Annotated in this window: 18 protein-coding genes; 2 read left to right on the forward strand and 16 right to left on the reverse strand. The window is 35.2% G+C overall.

What is annotated here, in order from left to right:
- Window positions 1-4: 4 nt before the first annotated feature.
- Window positions 5-367, reverse strand: coding sequence for an Asp23/Gls24 family envelope stress response protein (locus tag KM885_RS04935; RefSeq protein ID WP_047186009.1), 363 nt, complete (start codon window positions 365-367; stop codon window positions 5-7).
- A 167-nt stretch (window positions 368-534) separates the two neighbouring features.
- Here KM885_RS04935 and rpmB point away from each other — a divergent pair, with 167 nt between their 5' ends.
- Window positions 535-723 (forward strand): 50S ribosomal protein L28, encoded by a 189-nt coding sequence (gene rpmB / locus KM885_RS04940; RefSeq protein WP_047186008.1) that lies wholly within the window; start codon window positions 535-537, stop codon window positions 721-723.
- Between the two features lie 130 nt (window positions 724-853).
- Here the strand turns inward: rpmB and spoVM are convergent, their stop codons facing one another.
- The 14 genes from spoVM to KM885_RS05010 form a co-directional block, all read right to left on the reverse strand.
- On the reverse strand, window positions 854-934 hold the full coding sequence (gene spoVM / locus KM885_RS04945; protein ID WP_047186007.1) for a stage V sporulation protein SpoVM: 81 nt from the start codon (window positions 932-934) through the stop codon (window positions 854-856).
- A 29-nt stretch (window positions 935-963) separates the two neighbouring features.
- Window positions 964-1623, reverse strand: a complete 660-nt coding sequence (locus KM885_RS04950; RefSeq protein WP_204797800.1) for a thiamine diphosphokinase — start codon at window positions 1621-1623, stop codon at window positions 964-966.
- 5 nt (window positions 1624-1628) lie between these two features.
- A complete protein-coding gene (gene rpe / locus KM885_RS04955; RefSeq protein WP_047186006.1) occupies window positions 1629-2285 on the reverse strand; it encodes a ribulose-phosphate 3-epimerase in 657 nt (218 codons plus the stop codon).
- Between the two features lie 2 nt (window positions 2286-2287).
- On the reverse strand, window positions 2288-3169 hold the full coding sequence (rsgA, locus tag KM885_RS04960; RefSeq protein WP_047186005.1) for a ribosome small subunit-dependent GTPase A: 882 nt from the start codon (window positions 3167-3169) through the stop codon (window positions 2288-2290).
- Window positions 3170-5236: a Stk1 family PASTA domain-containing Ser/Thr kinase gene (pknB, locus tag KM885_RS04965; protein ID WP_216883632.1), complete on the reverse strand. Its 2067-nt coding sequence runs from the start codon at window positions 5234-5236 to the stop codon at window positions 3170-3172. It lies immediately after the preceding gene.
- The gene (locus KM885_RS04970; protein WP_047186003.1) at window positions 5233-5991 is read right to left on the reverse strand and encodes a Stp1/IreP family PP2C-type Ser/Thr phosphatase; all 759 of its coding nucleotides are present in this window, start codon (window positions 5989-5991) and stop codon (window positions 5233-5235) included. Before KM885_RS04970 ends, pknB begins: the two co-directional genes overlap by 4 nt.
- A gap of 272 nt (window positions 5992-6263) precedes the next feature.
- Window positions 6264-7613, reverse strand: coding sequence for a 16S rRNA (cytosine(967)-C(5))-methyltransferase RsmB (gene rsmB / locus KM885_RS04975; protein ID WP_047186002.1), 1350 nt, complete (start codon window positions 7611-7613; stop codon window positions 6264-6266).
- Window positions 7614-8552 carry a methionyl-tRNA formyltransferase gene (gene fmt / locus KM885_RS04980; protein WP_047186001.1) on the reverse strand — a complete coding sequence of 313 codons (939 nt, stop codon included), beginning with the start codon at window positions 8550-8552 and terminating at the stop codon, window positions 7614-7616.
- Between the two features lie 52 nt (window positions 8553-8604).
- Window positions 8605-11013 carry a primosomal protein N' gene (gene priA, locus KM885_RS04985; protein ID WP_216883633.1) on the reverse strand — a complete coding sequence of 803 codons (2409 nt, stop codon included), beginning with the start codon at window positions 11011-11013 and terminating at the stop codon, window positions 8605-8607.
- Entirely contained in the window at window positions 11013-12218 is a 1206-nt protein-coding gene (coaBC, locus tag KM885_RS04990; protein ID WP_047185999.1) for a bifunctional phosphopantothenoylcysteine decarboxylase/phosphopantothenate--cysteine ligase CoaBC, read from the reverse strand. The genes priA and coaBC overlap by 1 nt, the downstream gene beginning before the upstream one ends.
- Before the next feature lie 430 nt (window positions 12219-12648).
- Window positions 12649-12852, reverse strand: a complete 204-nt coding sequence (gene rpoZ, locus KM885_RS04995; RefSeq protein ID WP_083452498.1) for a DNA-directed RNA polymerase subunit omega — start codon at window positions 12850-12852, stop codon at window positions 12649-12651.
- A complete protein-coding gene (gene gmk / locus KM885_RS05000; protein ID WP_047185998.1) occupies window positions 12849-13469 on the reverse strand; it encodes a guanylate kinase in 621 nt (206 codons plus the stop codon). Before gmk ends, rpoZ begins: the two co-directional genes overlap by 4 nt.
- A 155-nt stretch (window positions 13470-13624) precedes the next feature.
- Window positions 13625-13885 carry an extracellular matrix/biofilm regulator RemA gene (gene remA / locus KM885_RS05005; protein WP_047185997.1) on the reverse strand — a complete coding sequence of 87 codons (261 nt, stop codon included), beginning with the start codon at window positions 13883-13885 and terminating at the stop codon, window positions 13625-13627.
- A 221-nt stretch (window positions 13886-14106) separates the two neighbouring features.
- A complete protein-coding gene (locus KM885_RS05010) occupies window positions 14107-16770 on the reverse strand; it encodes a calcium-translocating P-type ATPase, SERCA-type (RefSeq protein WP_060667897.1) in 2664 nt (887 codons plus the stop codon).
- A 143-nt stretch (window positions 16771-16913) separates the two neighbouring features.
- Between KM885_RS05010 and KM885_RS05015 the strand changes: the two genes are divergently transcribed.
- Complete coding sequence (locus KM885_RS05015) at window positions 16914-18617, forward strand: Rqc2 family fibronectin-binding protein (RefSeq protein ID WP_216883634.1); 1704 nt, start codon at window positions 16914-16916, stop codon at window positions 18615-18617.
- Window positions 18618-18695: 78 nt separating this feature from the next.
- Here KM885_RS05015 and KM885_RS05020 read toward each other — a convergent pair whose 3' ends face one another.
- A complete protein-coding gene (locus KM885_RS05020; RefSeq protein ID WP_047185994.1) occupies window positions 18696-19556 on the reverse strand; it encodes a LysR family transcriptional regulator in 861 nt (286 codons plus the stop codon).
- Between the last annotated feature and the right edge of the window lie 31 nt (window positions 19557-19587).

Here is a 19587-nt window from a genome sequence, read left to right on the forward strand (position 1 = left end):
GAACCTAATCTCGGGCTACCCGGACTCCTTGAATGTAAATATTCACAGAGTCAATGGATAGACCAAGCGACTGATTCAATGCGTATTTTACCTGAGACTGTACATTACTAGCAACTTCGGATATTTTGGTTCCGTAGCTAACTATAATATACATATCTATATGTAATTTTTCGTTTTCTTGACGAACGATTATACCTTTAGAATAATTTTCTTTCCTAAGTATTTCAGCTATTCCGTCTCTAATTTGACTTTTTGAGGCCATGCCGACAATACCATAACATTCTTCGGCGGTTCCCCCAGCAATTGTCGCAATTACTTCATTCGTAATCGTAACTTGACCATCATTCGTATTTAGCTCTATGGACATAAAAATCCTCCTTAAACCCTGCTAATATATGAAAAGTATACTATATATTAGCCTATTTTAAAAGAATGACTCTAACTATTCTATAATAACCAATTGCAATCTTTTCTTACTTATGATAAATTGTATAAGTATTAATGTCACATGTTATAGAGTAAGGAGGGAATAACATGGCTAGAAAATGTGTAGTAACTGGACGTAAAACTAGCACAGGGAACCTACGTTCTCACGCTATGAATTCCAATAAGCGTAAATGGAAAGCTAATGTACAAAAAGTACGTATTATGGTAGATGGAAAACCTAAAAAAGTTTATGTATCTGCTCGCGCACTTAAATCAGGTAAAGTTGAACGCGTTTAATATACGTTTTACATTAGTGAAATAAAAAGCACCCATCCATAGGGTGCTTTTTATTTTACCTTTTATGATTAATCATCACAACACACAAAAAAAGAGCCCTTGCCTTTTAAGGCAAAAGCAATCCTTATAATTAATCTTTTTTAAAAATACCTATGACTACTTTCACAATTCCACTAATGAATTTCGGGAGTTTTATAGTATAAAATTTCATAAGTGCCCTCCTCTAATGACAATTCCATTTTATTCAGGAATTGCACTGCGACTCTTTACAACTAATAATATGCCTTTCTCATAAAAAAAAGTACCAGAATTTGAAATAAGCTCATTAGAAATACATAGAGTCGAACCCCAATGGATTGTTTTATTTTGAAGAGGATAGTAGAAATTGGTTAGTGTTAACCCTTCTACTTCTTGAGAAAATGGAATAAAAGATATATATCGATATCTTAGATCCTTTTTTATACTATGTTCTCCCGGAAATGTTAATTCCATTTCATTTAAATAATCAATTAACATTGCCCGAATTCCCTTTTTTCGGATTCTATATAATAATTGAATGTTTATTAATTCATGATCCAATCTTCCACCAGTGAATCCAAATAAATAAATAGTAGACGGATTTTCATCAAAAGCTTTTTGTATTGCTAATTCTAAATCTGTTTCATCCTTTTTGGCAGGATATTCTTCATAAGCAATCGCATTCGCCTTGATTTTTAATTTTTCTTCCTCATTAACGGAATCAAAATCACCAACTGCATAATATGCCTTTATACCATGATTTAATATATAGAGAGCTCCACGATCGGCACCAATCCACACATCCACCTCGTCCTTATATTGTTTTAAATCCGGTAATGTTTCGATTGGACCGTTGCCTACAATTCCTATCTTAGCAGCCATGTCCATTAACCTTTCGTTGCTTGAAGAATATTTTGAATGGCTTCTTTTCGGTTTTGATGATTAAAAACAGCACTTCCAGCTACAAGTACATCTGCTCCAGCATCTGTACATAATTTAGCTGTTTCAACATTGACACCACCATCAACCTCAATTTCAAAATTAAGATTTAATTCAGCTCTCCATTTAGAAATTCGTTCAATTTTACTTAATGTGTTAGTAATAAATGACTGCCCGCCAAACCCAGGGTTAACTGTCATAACTAAAACCAAATCCACATCAGGAAGAATAGGATAAATAACATCAGCTGGAGTTGCGGGATTGATTACAACCCCTGCTTTCACGCCTTGATCCTTTATTAATTGGATTGTACGGTGTAGATGTACACATGCTTCTTGATGCACTGTAATAATCGATGCACCGCTTTTTGCGAACGATGGAATATACAAATCCGGATTTTCGATCATTAGATGGACATCTAGTGGTAGATTTGTTATAGGTTTAATAGCATCTACCACTAATGGACCAATTGTAATATTAGGCACAAAGTGACCGTCCATTACATCTACATGGATATAGTCAGCTCCTCCTTGTTCCACCTCTTTTATTTCTTCTCCTAATTTTGAAAAGTCCGCTGATAATATGGATGGAGCAATTTTTGTCATAATTAATACCTCGGCTTTCTCGTTTGTATTTCTTTTAAAAAGTCTAAATAATGTTCATATCGAAATTCTTCAATTTCACCATTGCTTAATGCTTCTTTAATAGCACATTTTGGTTCCCTATGATGTAAGCAACCACGGAATTTACAATTACTTCTTCGTTCTCTCATTTCTGGAAATAGTTCTGGTAATTCTTCAAGCTCAATTTCATTAAAGTCAAGAGCGGAAAAGCCTGGGGTATCTGCAACTAATCCGCCTTCTACTTCTAATAATTCCACATGCCTAGTTGTATGTTTACCTCTTCCTAAACTTTCCGATATTTCACCAGTAGCTAACAATAAACTTGAATCTAATAAATTGATTAATGAGGTTTTACCCACACCAGATTGCCCTGCAATAACAGTTATATGGTTCTTCAAATATAATCCAATATTGGGGGAATAGTTGGAGTCCTTTGTTGAAAGTAATTCCACTTGGTAGCCTATGTTTTCATAAACTTTCTTATATTTTTTTAGTTCTTCCAACTTTTCCTCGGACAATAAATCTATCTTTGTAATAAAGATAACCGGTTTTATATTTTTAAATTCAATTAGTACTAGAAACCGATCTAAAAGTTTAGTACTAAATTCCGGTGCTATGGCAGAGCTAACGATAATAGCTTGGTTTATATTCGCAATTGGCGGACGAACAAGTTCATTTTTTCTGGGCTTAATTTCCATAATATATCCTTCGTTAGGACCATTTATTTCAAATTCTACCATGTCGCCAACTAGAGGGGTGATTTTTTTATTTCTAAATACCCCTCTTCCCCTACATTGGTAAAGATTATCGTTCGATTTAACATAGTAAAATCCACTTAAAGCTTTAATAATTCTGCCTTCTGCCATTTATTCACCATCCTCATAGTTTAATTTTTCTTCTTTAATTAATTCATCTTCTAACATCACTTTGTATTCCGCTGAACTATCCGGTGCTATCGTTACTGTAAATGATACTTCATCATCACCAGTTATTACTTTATCCTCATATAAATCTGAAATATTATGTTCCGCGTCACCAATGTAGATTCTTACAACCTTTTCTGAAGGCTCTTCTTTTTCCTTTTCTTCTTTTTCTTCTTCCGATTCAGAATCAGCGTCTTCTGACTCGGAAGGGCTGTACTCTATTGGTACCTTAACTGAAACTGTTTTTGGTGGTTTTGGTTCTGGTCCAGTAGAAATATATACATTTACCGTATCACCATGCTGTAAACTTGTTCCCTTACTCGGTTCTTGACTTATTACATAACCGGCTTCAACTGTATCGGAATTTTTTTCAACCTTATTCATTTGTAAGTTATTATCCTCTAATTCTTGTTTTGCTTCCGCTTCCGTTAATCCTGTTAGATTACCTAAGTATACAGGTTCGGGACCTAAACTTACCTCAAACCTCACCGTTGTATCACTAGGTACTACTTCACTATCTGGATTAGGGAATATTTGTGTGATTATTTGGCCTTGAGGTAAACTTGAGTATTCTTCATATGGAATAAAATTTTCAAATCCAGCTACTTCAAGCTCTCGTTTAACCTGACTATAATCTTTTCCAACATAGTCTTCAAAAGTAAATTTTTCTTTACCAGTACTTATATAAAGTGTAACATTAGAACCTTCATTTACAGTTCTTCCAGCACTAGGACTTGTTTTTACAACAAGATCTTCATCTATGTCTTCTGAACTAACCATTTCTTCTTCGACTACCAGATTCAAATTTTCTAATAAATCCTTCGCTTCATCTGATTCCATTTCTTTTACCTCAGGTACATCGACTTGCTTTGGTTGAAATAGACCTGGGATGAAAAACAAACCAATGACACCAATTAAAAGGATTATAAATATAGAAAGAAATATGGGCCATTTTCTTCTCTTTTTCTTTTGTTTCGTCTTTTTCTTTTTCTTTCCTTTGGCTTTTTTATCTCCCTTTTTTAACTTTTTCTTTGGAGTATCTTCCGGATGATTTTTCGTTAAACCGTTTGTATGGATGATTGTTTCATCATCATTATTACCTTGAATGTGGTCATCTGTAATAATCGGTATCGCTTTTGTTTCATCTCCTGCCTCTACGGGTGGAGTATAGGGAGCTTCATTCATTTTATCCGGATCAAGTGCAGTCTCTACTGCCGTTTCCAAATCGTAAATCGTCTCATACCGATGAAAGGAATCTTTGGCAGTTGCTTTTAACACTATATTTTCAACGCTTTGAGGGATATCTGGATTAAACCTCCTAACAGAAGGTGTATCACTCTGTAAATGTTTCAAAGCTATCGATACGGGAGACTGTCCAGAAAATGGTAATCTCCCTGTTAACATTTCGAACATTACTATTCCTAATGAGTAGATATCCGACTTTTTAGTAGCCATACCACCACGTGCTTGCTCGGGAGATAAATAATGTACCGAACCTAGTATGGAATTAGTCTGGGTAAGTGATGTCGCACTTAATGCGATTGCAATTCCGAAATCAGTTACTTTCACCTTGCCAAAATTATCGATTAATATATTTTGTGGTTTAATATCTCGATGGACTATATTATTTGCATGGGCATGAGCAATTGCAGACGTAATTTGTTTCATAATATCCAATGTTTCCGTTACGTCGAGTGAACCATTGCGCTGTATGTATTCTTTCAATGTCATCCCATCTATGTATTCCATTACCATGTATAATAAATGATCTTCTTCCCCTACATCATAAATACTTACGATATTTTCATGAGAAAGACTGGTGGCAGATTGAGCCTCCCTATCAAAACGAGCGATAAATTCTTGATCATTGGCATATTCTAAACGTAAAGATTTTATGGCTACATCACGTTCCAGAATAGTATCCCTAGCTAAATATACATCGGCCATTCCACCAGCACCAATTTTATTTTTTATTTCATACCGCTCATTTAAAAGGTGACCACTTCTCATTCATTCTCACCTTCTTTCAAAGATGTATGATTTGAAAGAAGAATTAGAGAAATATTATCCTCGCCACCTCTATTATTAGCCAAGTCAATTAATTCTTGGCAAGCCAAATGGATATCGTCATGTTTGTTAATAATTTCAAACAGTTCTTCATCAAGAATCTTATCAGTTAGTCCATCTGTCGCAAGTAAAATTTTTTCATTTTCGTCAATCGAAATCGTCTTTATGTCAGCATCAACCTGTAATTCTGAACCTAGCGCTCTTAACACAACATTTTTTCTCGGGTGATGTTTAGCATCATCTCTGGATATTTGACCAGACTGAACTAGAGCATTGACTAGTGAATGGTCTTCTGTTACTTGTTTTAGTTTATGTTGATTAAGCAGATAACATCTACTATCACCAATATGAGCAACCGTTAAAAACTCGTCAATGTGAACTACGATAACAAGAGTTGTCCCCATTCCTTCACACTCTTGGTTGTTCTGTGCATGCTCATAAATAGCTTTATTAATTTCTTGAATCGTATTTTGTAACCATTCCTCGATTTCATTAGGTTTTTCGAATTTCTTTGTATTCTTCCACTGTTTATCTATTTGGGTTATAGCCATTTTACTAGCGACATCACCAGCCTGATGCCCACCCATTCCATCAGCAATAACTGCTAATAGTTGATTTGTAGAATTATAATATATTCCACCGGCATCTTCATTGTGACTTCTTACCCTACCCCTGTCAGTTAAGAATGTTCCTCTCATAAAATACCCCCAAGCATAAAGAGTTAAAAACGTTCCGATTAAAGGTTGTTCAAAAAGTCCGATGAAAATGACATGCGACTAAAAAAGGGGAGGCGTGAATTAGGCGCAAAGCTCATCTTTAGTCGGCCTTCCTTTAAGAAGTTCGTTGGCAAAAGCGGAACTTCTATTAAGACCGCCCACATCCAGTGGGCAACGTAGAAGTCCTTTTTATCCCCTTTTTGAACACTCTATTACTCCAAGTATTACACAAATCCCAACATAAAAGAACAAAATTAATTAATTTTTTTAAGACGAGTGAGGAAAAATCCGTCTGTTTGGAAATCTTGTGGAAACAACTGAAATCCATACTCGGAAATTCCGGTTAAGCCTTTTGATTCATCTGGTAAATCATCGAAAAATGTTTCGTCTACTTTAAAGTTAGGATGGCTTTCTAGAAATACTTTAACAACATTTTCATTTTCACTTGTATCCACTGTGCATGTACTGTAGATCAATAATCCTCCAATTTTCAACAATGGAGAAACACTATCTAGAATCTCACGTTGTACTTTAGAGAGATTGGTTATATCTTCTTCCTTTTTATTATATTTAATTTCTGGTTTACCACGCATAACACCTAAACCAGAACATGGTGCATCCACTAAAATCCGATCAAAACTTTCCGGTTCATGAACTTCACCTAATTTTTTGGCATCAGCCTGATTTGCATTAATAATGGAAAGACCAAGAGTAGATGCTTTCTCATCTATTAAATTAACTTTTTTCTTATGCAAATCATAAGCATAAACGATTCCTTCATTTTCCATCTTTTCAGCAATATGTGTCGCTTTTCCACCTGGTGCACTACAAGCATCTAATACGTTCATATTTGGTTTGACATCGAGCATTTCTCCAACAAGCATCGAGCTCTGATCTTGTATCGTTAAATAGCCGTCTTTGAATAAATCGGTAGTTAATACATTACCTTTCTTCACAATGATTCCTTGTTTAGATAAAATGGAAGGTTCCACTACAAGGCCAAATTCACTTAGCGTTTCAATGGCCTTTTCTCGTGTTATTTTTAATGGTTGTATGCGAACAGATTGTGGGCGTTTTGCAACATTTTCTTGACACATTTTCTCCGTAGTTTCGTACCCATACTCTGAAATCCAGCGTTTAACAAGCCATTCAGGATGGCTTGTTTCTATCGAAAGTCTTTTTGCATGATCTTGAATGTCAGTAGTATCAGGTATACCGTTTCTCTGGATATTTCTAAGAATACCATTCACAAAACCGGCTACCCCCTTATGACCACGTTTTTTCGCAATTTCCACTGCCTCATGTATAACAGCGTGATCTGGAACTTTATCTAAATAAACCATTTGATAAATAGACATTCGTAAAAGCATTCTTACCCATAGATCCAGTTTTTTCTTTGAATTTATATAGTGATCTATAAAATAATCTAGAGATATTTTTCTTTGTAACGTTCCATATACAACTTCCGTTAGTAACTTTTCATCTTTCGGATTCATTCGTTTAGATTTAATCTCATGATCAATTAATAAATGACTAAATCCTTGGTCTTTTTCAGTCCGAATTAGTAAGTCTAAAATAGAATTTCTAAGTTGATAATTTTTCATTTAATCACCTAAAATGATCCCTGTTTTTATTCGATCACTTGCACCACGAAGATAGTCTTTCACTAGCATACGTTTTTTTCCAGCTGGTTGAATTTCCGTAATTCGTATACCACGACCATCACCACTAACAACAGTAAAGTAATCTTCTTCTACTTTCACTATTTCACCAGGTTCACCATTATATTCAGTACGATCTGGTTCTCCCCACCAAATTTTCATGTTTTCATCTTGATACGTCGTAAAAGCTACTGGCCATGGATGTAAACCACGAATTTGATTATAAATTTCGATGCTTGGTTTATTCCAATCAATTTTTTCTTGTTCTCGTTTTATATTAGAAGCAAACGTAGCTTTCGTATCATCTTGTTTAATTGGATGAATACTTCTTGAAAAAATATTAGGTAAAGTCTGCATTAATAATTGAGAACCTGCTTCAGAAAGCTTATTATGTAAAGTTCCGACATGATCCTTATATTCTATTGGAACTTTCACTTGAGAAATAATATCACCGGCATCTAGTTTTTCTACCATATACATAATGGTTATTCCTGTCTCTTGTTTTCCCTGGATGATGGAATAGTGAATCGGTGCTCCGCCTCGCAACTCTGGTAGTAAAGATGCATGTACATTAATGCAACCGAATGGTGGTGTTTCTAATAATTCATTTGGTAATATTTGGCCATATGCTGCTGTCACTATAAGATCAGGCTCATAAGATAAAATCTTCTTAAATTCTTCTTTAAGTTTTTCCGGTTGAAATACGGGGATATGATGCATCTCTGCCTCAACCTTTACAGGCGGAGGAGTAATGACTCGCTTTCTCCCTTTAGGCCGATCCGGTTGGGTTACGACTAAAACTACTTCATATTCTGATTCTACTAAAGACCTTAATACTGGTACCGAAAAATCAGGAGTACCCATAAATACAATTCGTTTCATTGTTAAACCTTCTTTCTCTAATCCTACTTTTTAAACACGCATTTAAGGGAATCTACATAAAATGATACGGTTCTAAATCAACTGTAATCAAAAGATTATTTTTTCTTACATCGTCCGAAAAATATTCCATTATTTTATTTAATAACGGTCGTAGATTTGGTTCATTTTTGTATTTTATCATGCATTGATATCGATATCTATCTTTGATACGTGGGATTGGTGATGGTGTCGGTCCTAACACGACTGTATTTCTTTTCACAGACTTCATCAACATCTGAACGATTGTTTGCGTCCTTTGTACTGCTAACACGTTATTTTCATGCGAGACCGTAATTAACACGAGATAAAAATACGGTGGATACTTGAATTTCCTTCTCATCGACATTTCCTTTTTATAAAAATCATGGAAATTGTAAACACTCGCAAGTTCTATACTATAATGATCAGGAGTATACGTTTGGACAAGAACCTCACCTGTTAATTCATGCCTTCCAGCCCTACCACTAACTTGAGTGAGAAGTTGAAAAGTTCTTTCACTGGATCGGAAATCTGGTAAATGAAGCATAGAATCCGCCGTAAGAACACCAACTAATGTAACATTTTCGAAATCTAATCCCTTAGCAATCATTTGTGTACCTAATAAAATATCAGCTTTTCGATCGCCAAATTGTTTTAACAATCTTTCATGTGATCCTTTTCTTCTCGTTGTATCAACATCCATCCTCAGAATTCTTGCTTCTGGTAACAATTTACCTAATGCTTCCTCTACTCTTTGTGTGCCTGTTCCAAAATAACGGATGGAATCACTTGTACACTCTGGGCAACTTGCAGGAAGATTTGTCTCATAGGAGCAATAATGACATTTTAGCCGATTGGAGTTTTTATGATAAGTCAACGCAATGTCACAATGTGGGCATTCCATAACATGTCCGCAATCACGACACATAACAAAGGTAGAATAACCTCTTCGATTCAATAGAAGCACGACTTGTTCTCCTTTTTGAATACATTGTTCCATTTTTTGCATTAGCTTTCTAGAAAACATCGTACGGTTTCCGGCATGAAGCTCTTTACGCATATCGATAATATCAACATTTGGCATCGGCTGATCATTTGTACGTTTACTAAGTGTAGCTAATTGATATACCCCTTTACTAGCTCTAGCATAGGATTCTAATGTCGGTGTTGCACTTCCTAAGACAACTGGACATTGATGATACTTTCCTCTCTCAATTGCAACATCCCTTGCATGATAGCGGGGTTGATCTTCCTGCTTATACGTTGTTTCATGTTCTTCATCAATGATGATAATTCCAAGATTTTCAAATGGAGCAAAAATCGCGGACCTAGCACCGACTACAACCTGTACTTCTTTCCGATGAATTCTTCGCCATTCATCATATTTTTCCCCAGCGGATAAAGCACTGTGCATGACAGCTACATTTTTACCAAAGCGTCCTTTAAAACGCTCTACCATTTGCGGAGTTAATGATATTTCAGGAACAAGTACAATCGCTTCTTTCCCTTTACTTATTACGTTTTGAATAGCTTGTAAATATACTTCTGTTTTACCACTACCAGTTACCCCATGCAGTAAAAATACTTCATGTTGATGTTCATTAATAGACGCCTGAATAGGTTCAATCGCATTTTGTTGTTCTTCTGTTAATGGTAATGGTGTTGTATGTTTAATCGCATCATCATTATATGGGTTACGAAAAATTTCTTGTTTATATGTTTCTAAAATTCCTTTATCAACTAAATTTTTTATCGTACTAGAAGTGGTCTTTACTTTATTTATTAATTCTTTTTGTGAAACGGCTTTTGGATATTCTAAAAAATACGAAATAACTTGTTTTTGCTTGTTTGCATTTTTAGGAATGTCCATGATAGCTTCTTCTAGTAAATAAGATTCTTTGGAAGGTTTTACCATTACTATTTGTTTTTTTGTTATCTTTGACTCAACAAGATATTCAATGGATATGTCCCCTTCTTGAATGGCTTTTTGCAATTGATAATAACTAATATTAGCATGTTCAAATTCTTCGTAGTCAATAAAGCCTCTGCCAGCAAATAAATGTTCCAGTTCTGGAGTTAAGACTTCATCTGTTTCTCGAATTAATTGTTTTCTATACTTTGACTTTAATACCTGTGGTAACATTGCCTGTAATGCAGTAATGGAAAGACTTAATGTATTATTAGCAACCCATTTCCCTAAATCAAGTAATTCTTTCGTTAATACAGGAGTTATGTCTAGTACATCAACAATATCTTTCAATTTATCAAATGATGATTCCGATACACGTTCAACTACGAAACCCATAATTTTCCTAGGTCCAAATGGTACAATCACTCGCATACCTGGTTTTATTACTTCTTGAAACCTTTTTGGAATAGAATAATCAAAAGTTTGATTGATGGCGCTCGATGGTACATCTACTATCACTTTCGCTATATTCACTAGTTATCAGCCCTTAAATCACGATCGATCAAAATAAATAACTTTCTTGCTATTTCTGTTTTCGAAGCTATACTTAGTTCTTCTTTTTCTTGAAATCTGTTTACATAGGTAACAATATTCGTATCCGCCCCGAAACCTGCACCCTCTTCTGCTACATTATTGATGACGATAGCATCTAAATTTTTCTTTTCTAATTTATTTAAACCATATTCTAGAGGGGTGTTCGTTTCGGCGGCAAAGCCAACTAAAAATTGATTCGTTTTCCGTTCTCCTAAGGATTTTAAAATATCTTTTGTTCTTTCCATTTCCATATTCCATTCACCGGGTTGCTTTTTCATTTTTTGACTGTATACTGTTTTCGGTCGATAGTCTGCAACTGCTGCTGCTTTAATGACGATATCACTTTCTGAAAAAAACTCATGCATTCTTTGATACATTTCTTCTGCAGTTTCGATATCTACTCTCGTTATTCGGTTATTTTTCACTTTTTGCTCAGTAGGTCCAGTAACTAGTGTTACTTCAGCTCCCATTTCAGCTGCTACATGCGCAATAGCAAAACCCATTTTTCCTGTTGAACGATTTGTAAAAAAGCGAACAGGGTCAATTTTTTCTCTTGTTGGACCTGCTGATACTAGAACTCTCTTTCCGGATAATAATAGGTTATGGCTTTGATGTTCTTCCAAAACCTTTATTATCGTTTCAGGCTCTTCTAATCTACCTTTCCCAACATAGCCACAAGCGAGGTAACCGGCACCAGGCTCAATAAAATGATATCCCCATTCTTCTAATCTTCTCATGTTCTCCATTACAGCTGGGTGCTGATACATATGTACATTCATTGCCGGTGCAACATAAATCGGTGAATGAGATGCTAATAATGTTGTGGTTAACATATCATCTGCTATACCATTAGCTATTTTCCCAATTATGTTTGCAGTAGCGGGTGCAACAAGAATCAAATCTGCCCAATCAGCTAAATCAATATGAGCGATTTTTTCTGAATCCTTTTCATCAAAGGTGTCTGTATAAACTGGATTTCTAGATAGTGCTTGAAACGTTAACGGTGAAACAAATTTACTCGCACTTTCCGTCATAATTACCTTCACATTAGCACCTTTTTGCGTTAACTTACTTGTAAGTGCACATGCCTTATATACAGCTATTCCGCCTGATACACATAATAAAATATTCTTTTGATTCACCATATAATTCTCCCCTCTAAAGCGTTCAATTCGACATTCTCTACCTTATTTATACCATAAGAGATAAATTATTTGAACAAAAGCGTAAGCGCCCGTTTAGCGACGTACGGACTGCGCCTGGCCATGCCAGGTGGTCCGATGTTGCCGCGCAAAGCGGCGGTTTTAATCGGACATTCCACTTCCGTAGGAGATAAAGGAAACACGGTGAGCGTAAGCGAGCCGATGTTGACTTTCACCACAAGGGTATAAGTGCGACTAAGCCTCTGGTTTCACCAGTCGGCAAGTCTTCTTTATCGTACGGAGGTGAAGGAAGTCTCGCTAGTCGCTGGGCGCTGGAGCTGGACGTGATCCTGATAAACGAACATGTTGAAAGTTTTCCGTTCCTCGCTGCAAATAATAGAAAACCCTCGCAAATTTGCGAGGGCTATCTATATTAATCATTACCTTCTTCTAGGTATAACTTTCCTGCAACAACTTCCTCAAGCGCCATTCCAACATACTTATCAGATTTAGGATTTTCTACTTGTAGGTCCTTCGTTTCGCTTACTTGTCTAGCACGTTTTGCTGATAAAATGACAAGTTTATATTTTGATTTTATTTTTTCCTGTAAAACATCGATAGACGGTTCTAACATCATATTTGATCATCCTCCAGTATTTTTTTGTATTGTTTCGCAATTCGTTCTCTTTTTAAATGTTCACTTTGAATAATAGACTTGATTTTTTCCACAGCATGATCAACTTGGTCGTTTACAACAACGTAATCATACGCATCCATCATCTCAATTTCTTTCCTGGCTTCCTTTAATCGATTTAACACTAGGTCATTGGATTCTGTACCACGACCGAGTATACGATTCTTTAATTCATCTAAACTTGGTGGGAAAAGAAAGATGAAAACACCTTCTGGGAAATTCTTTTTAACTTGTAAGGCACCTTGAACTTCAATTTCAAGAAAAACATCGAAGCCCTTTTCTAACGTTTCCTCTACATACTTACGCGGTGTTCCATAATAGTTATCAACATATTTAGCATATTCTAAAAGCTCATTTTGTTCAATTAAACTTTCAAATTCTTCCTTTGTTTTATAGAAGTAATCAACACCATCAAATTCTCCTGGTCTTTTTTCTCTTGTTGTCATGGAAATAGAATATTTAAGGTCTGTTGCCTTCTCAAATAGTCTTTTTCTTACTGTTCCCTTCCCAACTCCAGATGGGCCTGAAAGAATAAATAAAATTCCTCTCTCATCTTTCAAAACATTTCCTCCTATTAATGAGTATTCAAAAAGAAGGATGAAAAGGACCAAGGTCAGCTAAAAGCGCAACGTCCTATTGCAATGCTGCCCCTACACAGGGGTATGTCATTTTCACCGGGCTCTTTGAACATCCTCTAGTATATCAAATACAGAAATTATTCCTCAGTAATTTCATCATTACTTATCACACGTTGTCCAACCGTTTCGGGTTGAACGGCAGATAACACTACATGGTCACTATCGGTAATAATAACTGCTCTCGTTCTACGACCATACGTAGCATCAATTAGCTTATTGTTTTCTCTTGCTACCGTAATAATTCGTTTAATGGGTGCAGATTCAGGTGAGACTATCGAAATAATTCGATTTGCCGAAACTACATTTCCAAATCCAATATTAATCAAGCTTAAACTCAAAACTTTTCCCCCTATATCCTTCTATGTAGATACCCAGCCAGTCAAAACGTGATAATTTATTATACAATAGTTAATAAAAAAATAAATAAAATATGTATCGTACATTTTTAAATTATTTCACTCTCAATTATTATAGCATAATGCAGAATAAATATGAAAACAGGATATTTGTATTCAATAGAAAAGGTTCGAGAAAATAATAGATTTCTCGAACCCTTCTTTTATTCTTTATTTGATCTTTTGAAAGCAAATAACACAGTCGGTATTGCACTAAGTGCACCGATTAATAACCAATCTTTTAACGGTAAGCTTGTAGTGTGGAAAATAGGTTGTAATGGTTCCCAATAAATAACAACTAATAGTAGTAAAATAGATGATAGTACCGCCACAACAAGGTATATATTACCAAAGGGATTCCTATCAAAAATAGAATTCTCCGCTCTACAATCAAATACATGGATTAATTGTGCCATAACTAAAGTTGTAAATGCAACGGTTTGTGCGTATACCAGATTTTCAGGAGTATTTTGATACGTAACCATAAAGGCTATCAATGTAACCAAACCAATTAATATCCCTCGGCTAATTATTTTGAAACCTAATCCCCTTGAAAAAACTCCTTCTTTTGGATTTCGTGGCGGTTGTTTCATTGCATTTTCTTCCGCTTTATCTAGTCCAAGCGCCATCGCCGGAAGTCCATCTGTCACTAAATTCACCCATAAAATTTGCACCGGTACTAAAGGTAGTGGTAATGCGAGTAACATAGCAAATAACATCACTAATATTTCCCCGACGTTGGAAGCTAATAAATAACGGATAAACTTCCTTATGTTTTCATAAATATTTCTACCTTCTTTAATGGCTGATTTAATAGTAGCAAAGTTGTCATCCATTAAAACAAGGGAGGATGCTTCTTTTGTTACATCCGTACCATTGATCCCCATACTAATGCCAATATCACTAGCTTTAATTGCTGGTGCGTCATTTACGCCATCACCAGTCATAGCTACAATATGACCTTTCTCTTGAAAGGCTTTAACAATTTTTAATTTATGCTCAGGGGTTACTCTAGCAAATACATACGTATCATCGATAATATCTTCTAATTCCTCTACCGACATTTGATTTAATTGATGCCCTTCTAAAACTAGTCCATTTTCTGGTAACAAATTTAAATTTCTAGCAATAGCACTTGCTGTATTTACATGATCTCCAGTAATCATAACTGTCTTAATTCCGGCTTGTCTACATTCTTCAATCGCAGCTTTCACTTCTTTTCTTGGTGGATCAATCATTCCATAAAGACCAATAAATGTTAATTCCTTTTCTAAAAACGCATCATCTAGTGTATCTTTTGTGGTTAAGGGTCGGATACCAATAGCTATTGTTCTTAATGCGTTATTCGCCATATCTTTAATGGCCATTTCAATTTTCACTTTATCTTCTTTTTTTAGAACTTCTCTATTTTTATCTTTTAATTGAAAAGAAGTTCGAGGTAGCAATACATCTGGTGCACCTTTTGTAATTAATAATCGCTTTCCATTCTCATCTTCCACAATGACACTCATTCTTTTTCTATCTGAATCAAAGGGAATTTCCTTTATAATTTTAAACTTTTCCTCATCAATTGGTTTTAACCCTATTTTTCTAGCAGCAACTAATAATGCTCCGTCTGTAGGATCACCATCTATAAAATATTTCCCCTTTTTAACCATTAAAGAAGAATTATTACACAGTGTTCCATATAATAGCATTTTTCTTAAATTCGGATAATCAGTTTCTACCTTTTTATTATTTAAAAAGAAATCTCCATGGATATCATAACCGTCACCACTTACATATATATGTTTACCATTTAAGAATAATTCTTTTACAGTCATTTGATTCTCTGTCATCGTTCCTGTTTTATCAGAACAAATAACGGAGGCTGTACCTAGAGTCTCTACAGCAGATAATTTTCTTACGATAGCTTTTTTTCTAATCATTCTTTGTACACCTAATGACAGAGCAACCGTCACAATTGCAGGTAAACCTTCTGGGATAGCTGCAACTGCAAGGGATACACCGGCTAAGAACATATCATATGTTGGTTTTCCTTCAAGAACCCCTAATACAACAACTAATGCGGTTAACAATAGTGCTACCACTATGAGTATTTTACCTAATTCCGCTAGTCTTCTTTCTAATGGGGTTGGGGTTTTCTTCGTATTGGCCATTAATGAAGCAATTTGACCCATAACGGTGTTCATACCTGTACCAACAACAACACCGATTCCCGACCCTCTAGTTACAAGCGTTCCCATGAATCCCATATTTGTTTGGTCTTGAGCGTCTAAGTGGTCTTTCCGAATGGCTGTGGCATGCTTAACAACTGGGAGTGATTCCCCAGTAAGAGCGGATTCTTCTGTTTCCATGCTATTTGACTTCGTAATTCGTACATCTGCAGGAACCCGATCCCCACTATTCATTCGAACAATATCTCCAACTACTACCTCTCTTGAAGGAATCTTCTCCCATTTTCCTTCCCTTAGAACATTTGCCATTGGTGCAGATAATTCCTTGAGTTTTTCCAATGATTTTTCTGCTTTTTGCTCCTGGAAATAACCGATCAGCCCATTTACTAATACAATGATCATAATCGCAATAGCATCGACGTATTCACCAAGTAAACCAGCGATCAATGTCGCCGCAAGCAATACAATGACCATAAAATCTTGAAACTGCTTTAAGAAAATAAGCCATCTTGGTGTATGTTTTTGTGATTTAAGCTCGTTCTCACCATATTGTTTCCGACGTTCCTCAACTTGTTTTTTGTTTAATCCTTTACTTGATAAAACATGTAACTTCTGTTCTACCTTTTCTACATCTAATTGATACCACTTCATCCTCATTCCTCCGCGATCATTATAGTACATGAAATTCATCCATTTGTTCATAGTTCTATCAATGTGTGTTCGAACAACCTCTATTAGATATCTATGCATACTTGTCCCAAAAAATGCTATAATTGCTGAGGGAGGTGAATGAAATGCCATTTGATGGTATTGTCACTAGAGCTGTAACAGAGGAACTTAAAAAGGACCTTATTCCTGGAAGGATTACGAAAATATATCAACCAACTCCAACCGAACTTGTTTTCACCGTTCGTAGTAAGGGTAAAAATCATTCATTACTATTATCCATTCACCCTACTTATGCTCGCTTTCATATTACGGAAGATATTTACAAAAATCCTAAAGAAGCACCCATGTTTTGTATGGTATTAAGGAAATATTTGTCGGGAGCAATCATTGAAGCAATAGAACAAAAAGGTATGGAAAGAATTATAACGTTTACCATACAATCTAAAAATGAAATTGGCGATATTAGTCAAAAATTACTCATTTTTGAGCTAATGGGTAAGCATAGTAATGTGATGCTTGTCGATAAAGAAAAGGGACATATCTTGGATAGTTTGAAACATATCCCTATCTCACAAAATAGACACCGAATCATTTTACCAGGTCAAAAGTATATATTACCTCCTGATCAAAATAAAATGAATCCATTAGAGATTAATAGTGAAGATTTCATAAAACGTTTAGATTTTAATGCTGGAAAAATGGATATGCAATTTGTTCAAACACTAGAAGGGTTTTCACCTTTTATAGCTAAAGAGCTGCTACACCGAATTGGCTTTGGCTCCACTTCAGTTTATACGGATAAATTTAACGAGATTAAAGAACAATTAATTGAGAACAAATATGTACCTGCCATTTATCGAAACAATAAAGAAGACTTTCACGTTATCCCTATCTCGTCATTTTCGGGAGATGTAGAGTATTTTGAAGATGTGAACAAAATGCTCGATGCCTTTTACTCAGGTAAAGCAGAGCGAGACCGAGTAAAACAACAAGCAAAAGATTTATATCGATTTATCCATAATGAAAAAAACAAAAATGAGAGAAAATTAAAGAAGCATGAAAAGACCATTAAAAAAGCAGAGAATGCTGAAGAGTATCAACGACTAGGAGAATTACTCACAGCCCACATGCATCTTATTTCTAAAGGGGATAAAGAAGTAAAAGTTTTAGATTATTATGATCCTGAACAAAAGGAACGAATAATTCCCCTAAATCCTAATAAATCACCTAGTGAAAATGCGCAAAATTATTTCAAGACCTATCATAAATTAAAAACATCTAAACATGTTGTAGAAAAAGAAATTGAAAAAACGAAAGAGGAAATTTCTTACTTCGATCAATTACTTCAGCAGATGGATGTTGCAGGTGTAGAAGATATTGAAGAAATACGGGAGGAATTAAGAGAAGAAGGTTATTTAAAGAAACAAAAGAAAGATAAGAAGAAAAACAAGCCTTCTAAACCAGTCCCTGAAAAATATATATCTTCCGACGATACGGAAATTCTTGTAGGAAAAAATAATAAACAGAATGAATACTTAACAATGCGACTAGCACGACGCGATGAGATTTGGCTTCACACGAAAGACATCCCTGGTTCCCATGTGATTATTCGTTCATCTGAACCTAGTCAAAAAACGTTGGAAGAAGCAGCCGTCATTGCAGCATTTTTCAGTAAATCTCAGAATTCCTCTTCTGTCCCTGTAGATTATACGAAGGTAAGACATGTTAAAAAACCAAACGGAGCCAAACCAGGCTTTGTTATATATGAAAATCAGAAAACGTTATTCGTAACACCATCGAAGGATATTGTTAATGGGTTAAAAGCTTGATAAGCAAGCATTCTAATAAAGAATGCTTGCTTATTTATTAGAATGCTATGGCAAGAAGAAAGTTTTACACTTCCCGATCTACAAAAAATTTGTAGACGTTAAGGCAGTAATAAAACGATCCACTTGTGGTAATTTCCTTACCCCTTCTTGAAAACAGATCCATGTATCACGTGTAACCGGCTTCCCGTCTACTTCCAATGGGACATGCGGATACTCATCTTTCATTGAATCCGAAACACTCTCTGGTAATACGGCCATTCCAATACCTTGTTTCATAAACTGTTTACACGTTTCAATTTGATCCACTGTCATCATTTTCAATGGCTTAATTTTATCTTGATGAAAATATAACCAATTATCCACTTGATCATGCATACTATCATCACTATTAAATGAGATTAACGGGCGTTCCTTTAATTTGTCTTTCGGGAATTCTTCCGTATCAAAAATATAAAGTGGGTCAGAAAACAAATGAATACAAGTACTATTTTTTAACTTTTCACCTCGAATAATGCTTACATGGTATTTTTTAAAGTTTCGCATAATGTCTTCACTAATCCCTGTGACTAGATCAATCGTTACTTTTGGATACTTTGTTATGTATTCTCCTAAAATAGCCGGTAAAAAACGTTGACTTATAAGGGAAGAGCAAGCAATGGATAATGTTCCTTGGACATCATGACTGGATTTGGCTAATTCATTTTTTAATTTTTTTTCATTGTCAACAATCTCTTTCGCATAATTTAATATAATCTCACCACTTGGTGTAGGTAACAATTCTTTAGATGTACGAATGAATATTTGTTCTCCAAAATAATCTTCCATATATTTAAGCCTTTGCGTTACAGCTGGTTGTGAAACTAATATTACTTTAGCTGTACCTCTAATCGTTCCAATTTCATTCAACTTTAACAGTAATTCATAATCTTCTATTTTCATAGCAGTCTATCCTTTAATCGTATTATTTAGA

It is taken from the genome of Oceanobacillus caeni (assembly GCF_019037185.1).
Lineage (GTDB): Bacteria > Bacillota > Bacilli > Bacillales > Amphibacillaceae > Oceanobacillus > Oceanobacillus caeni.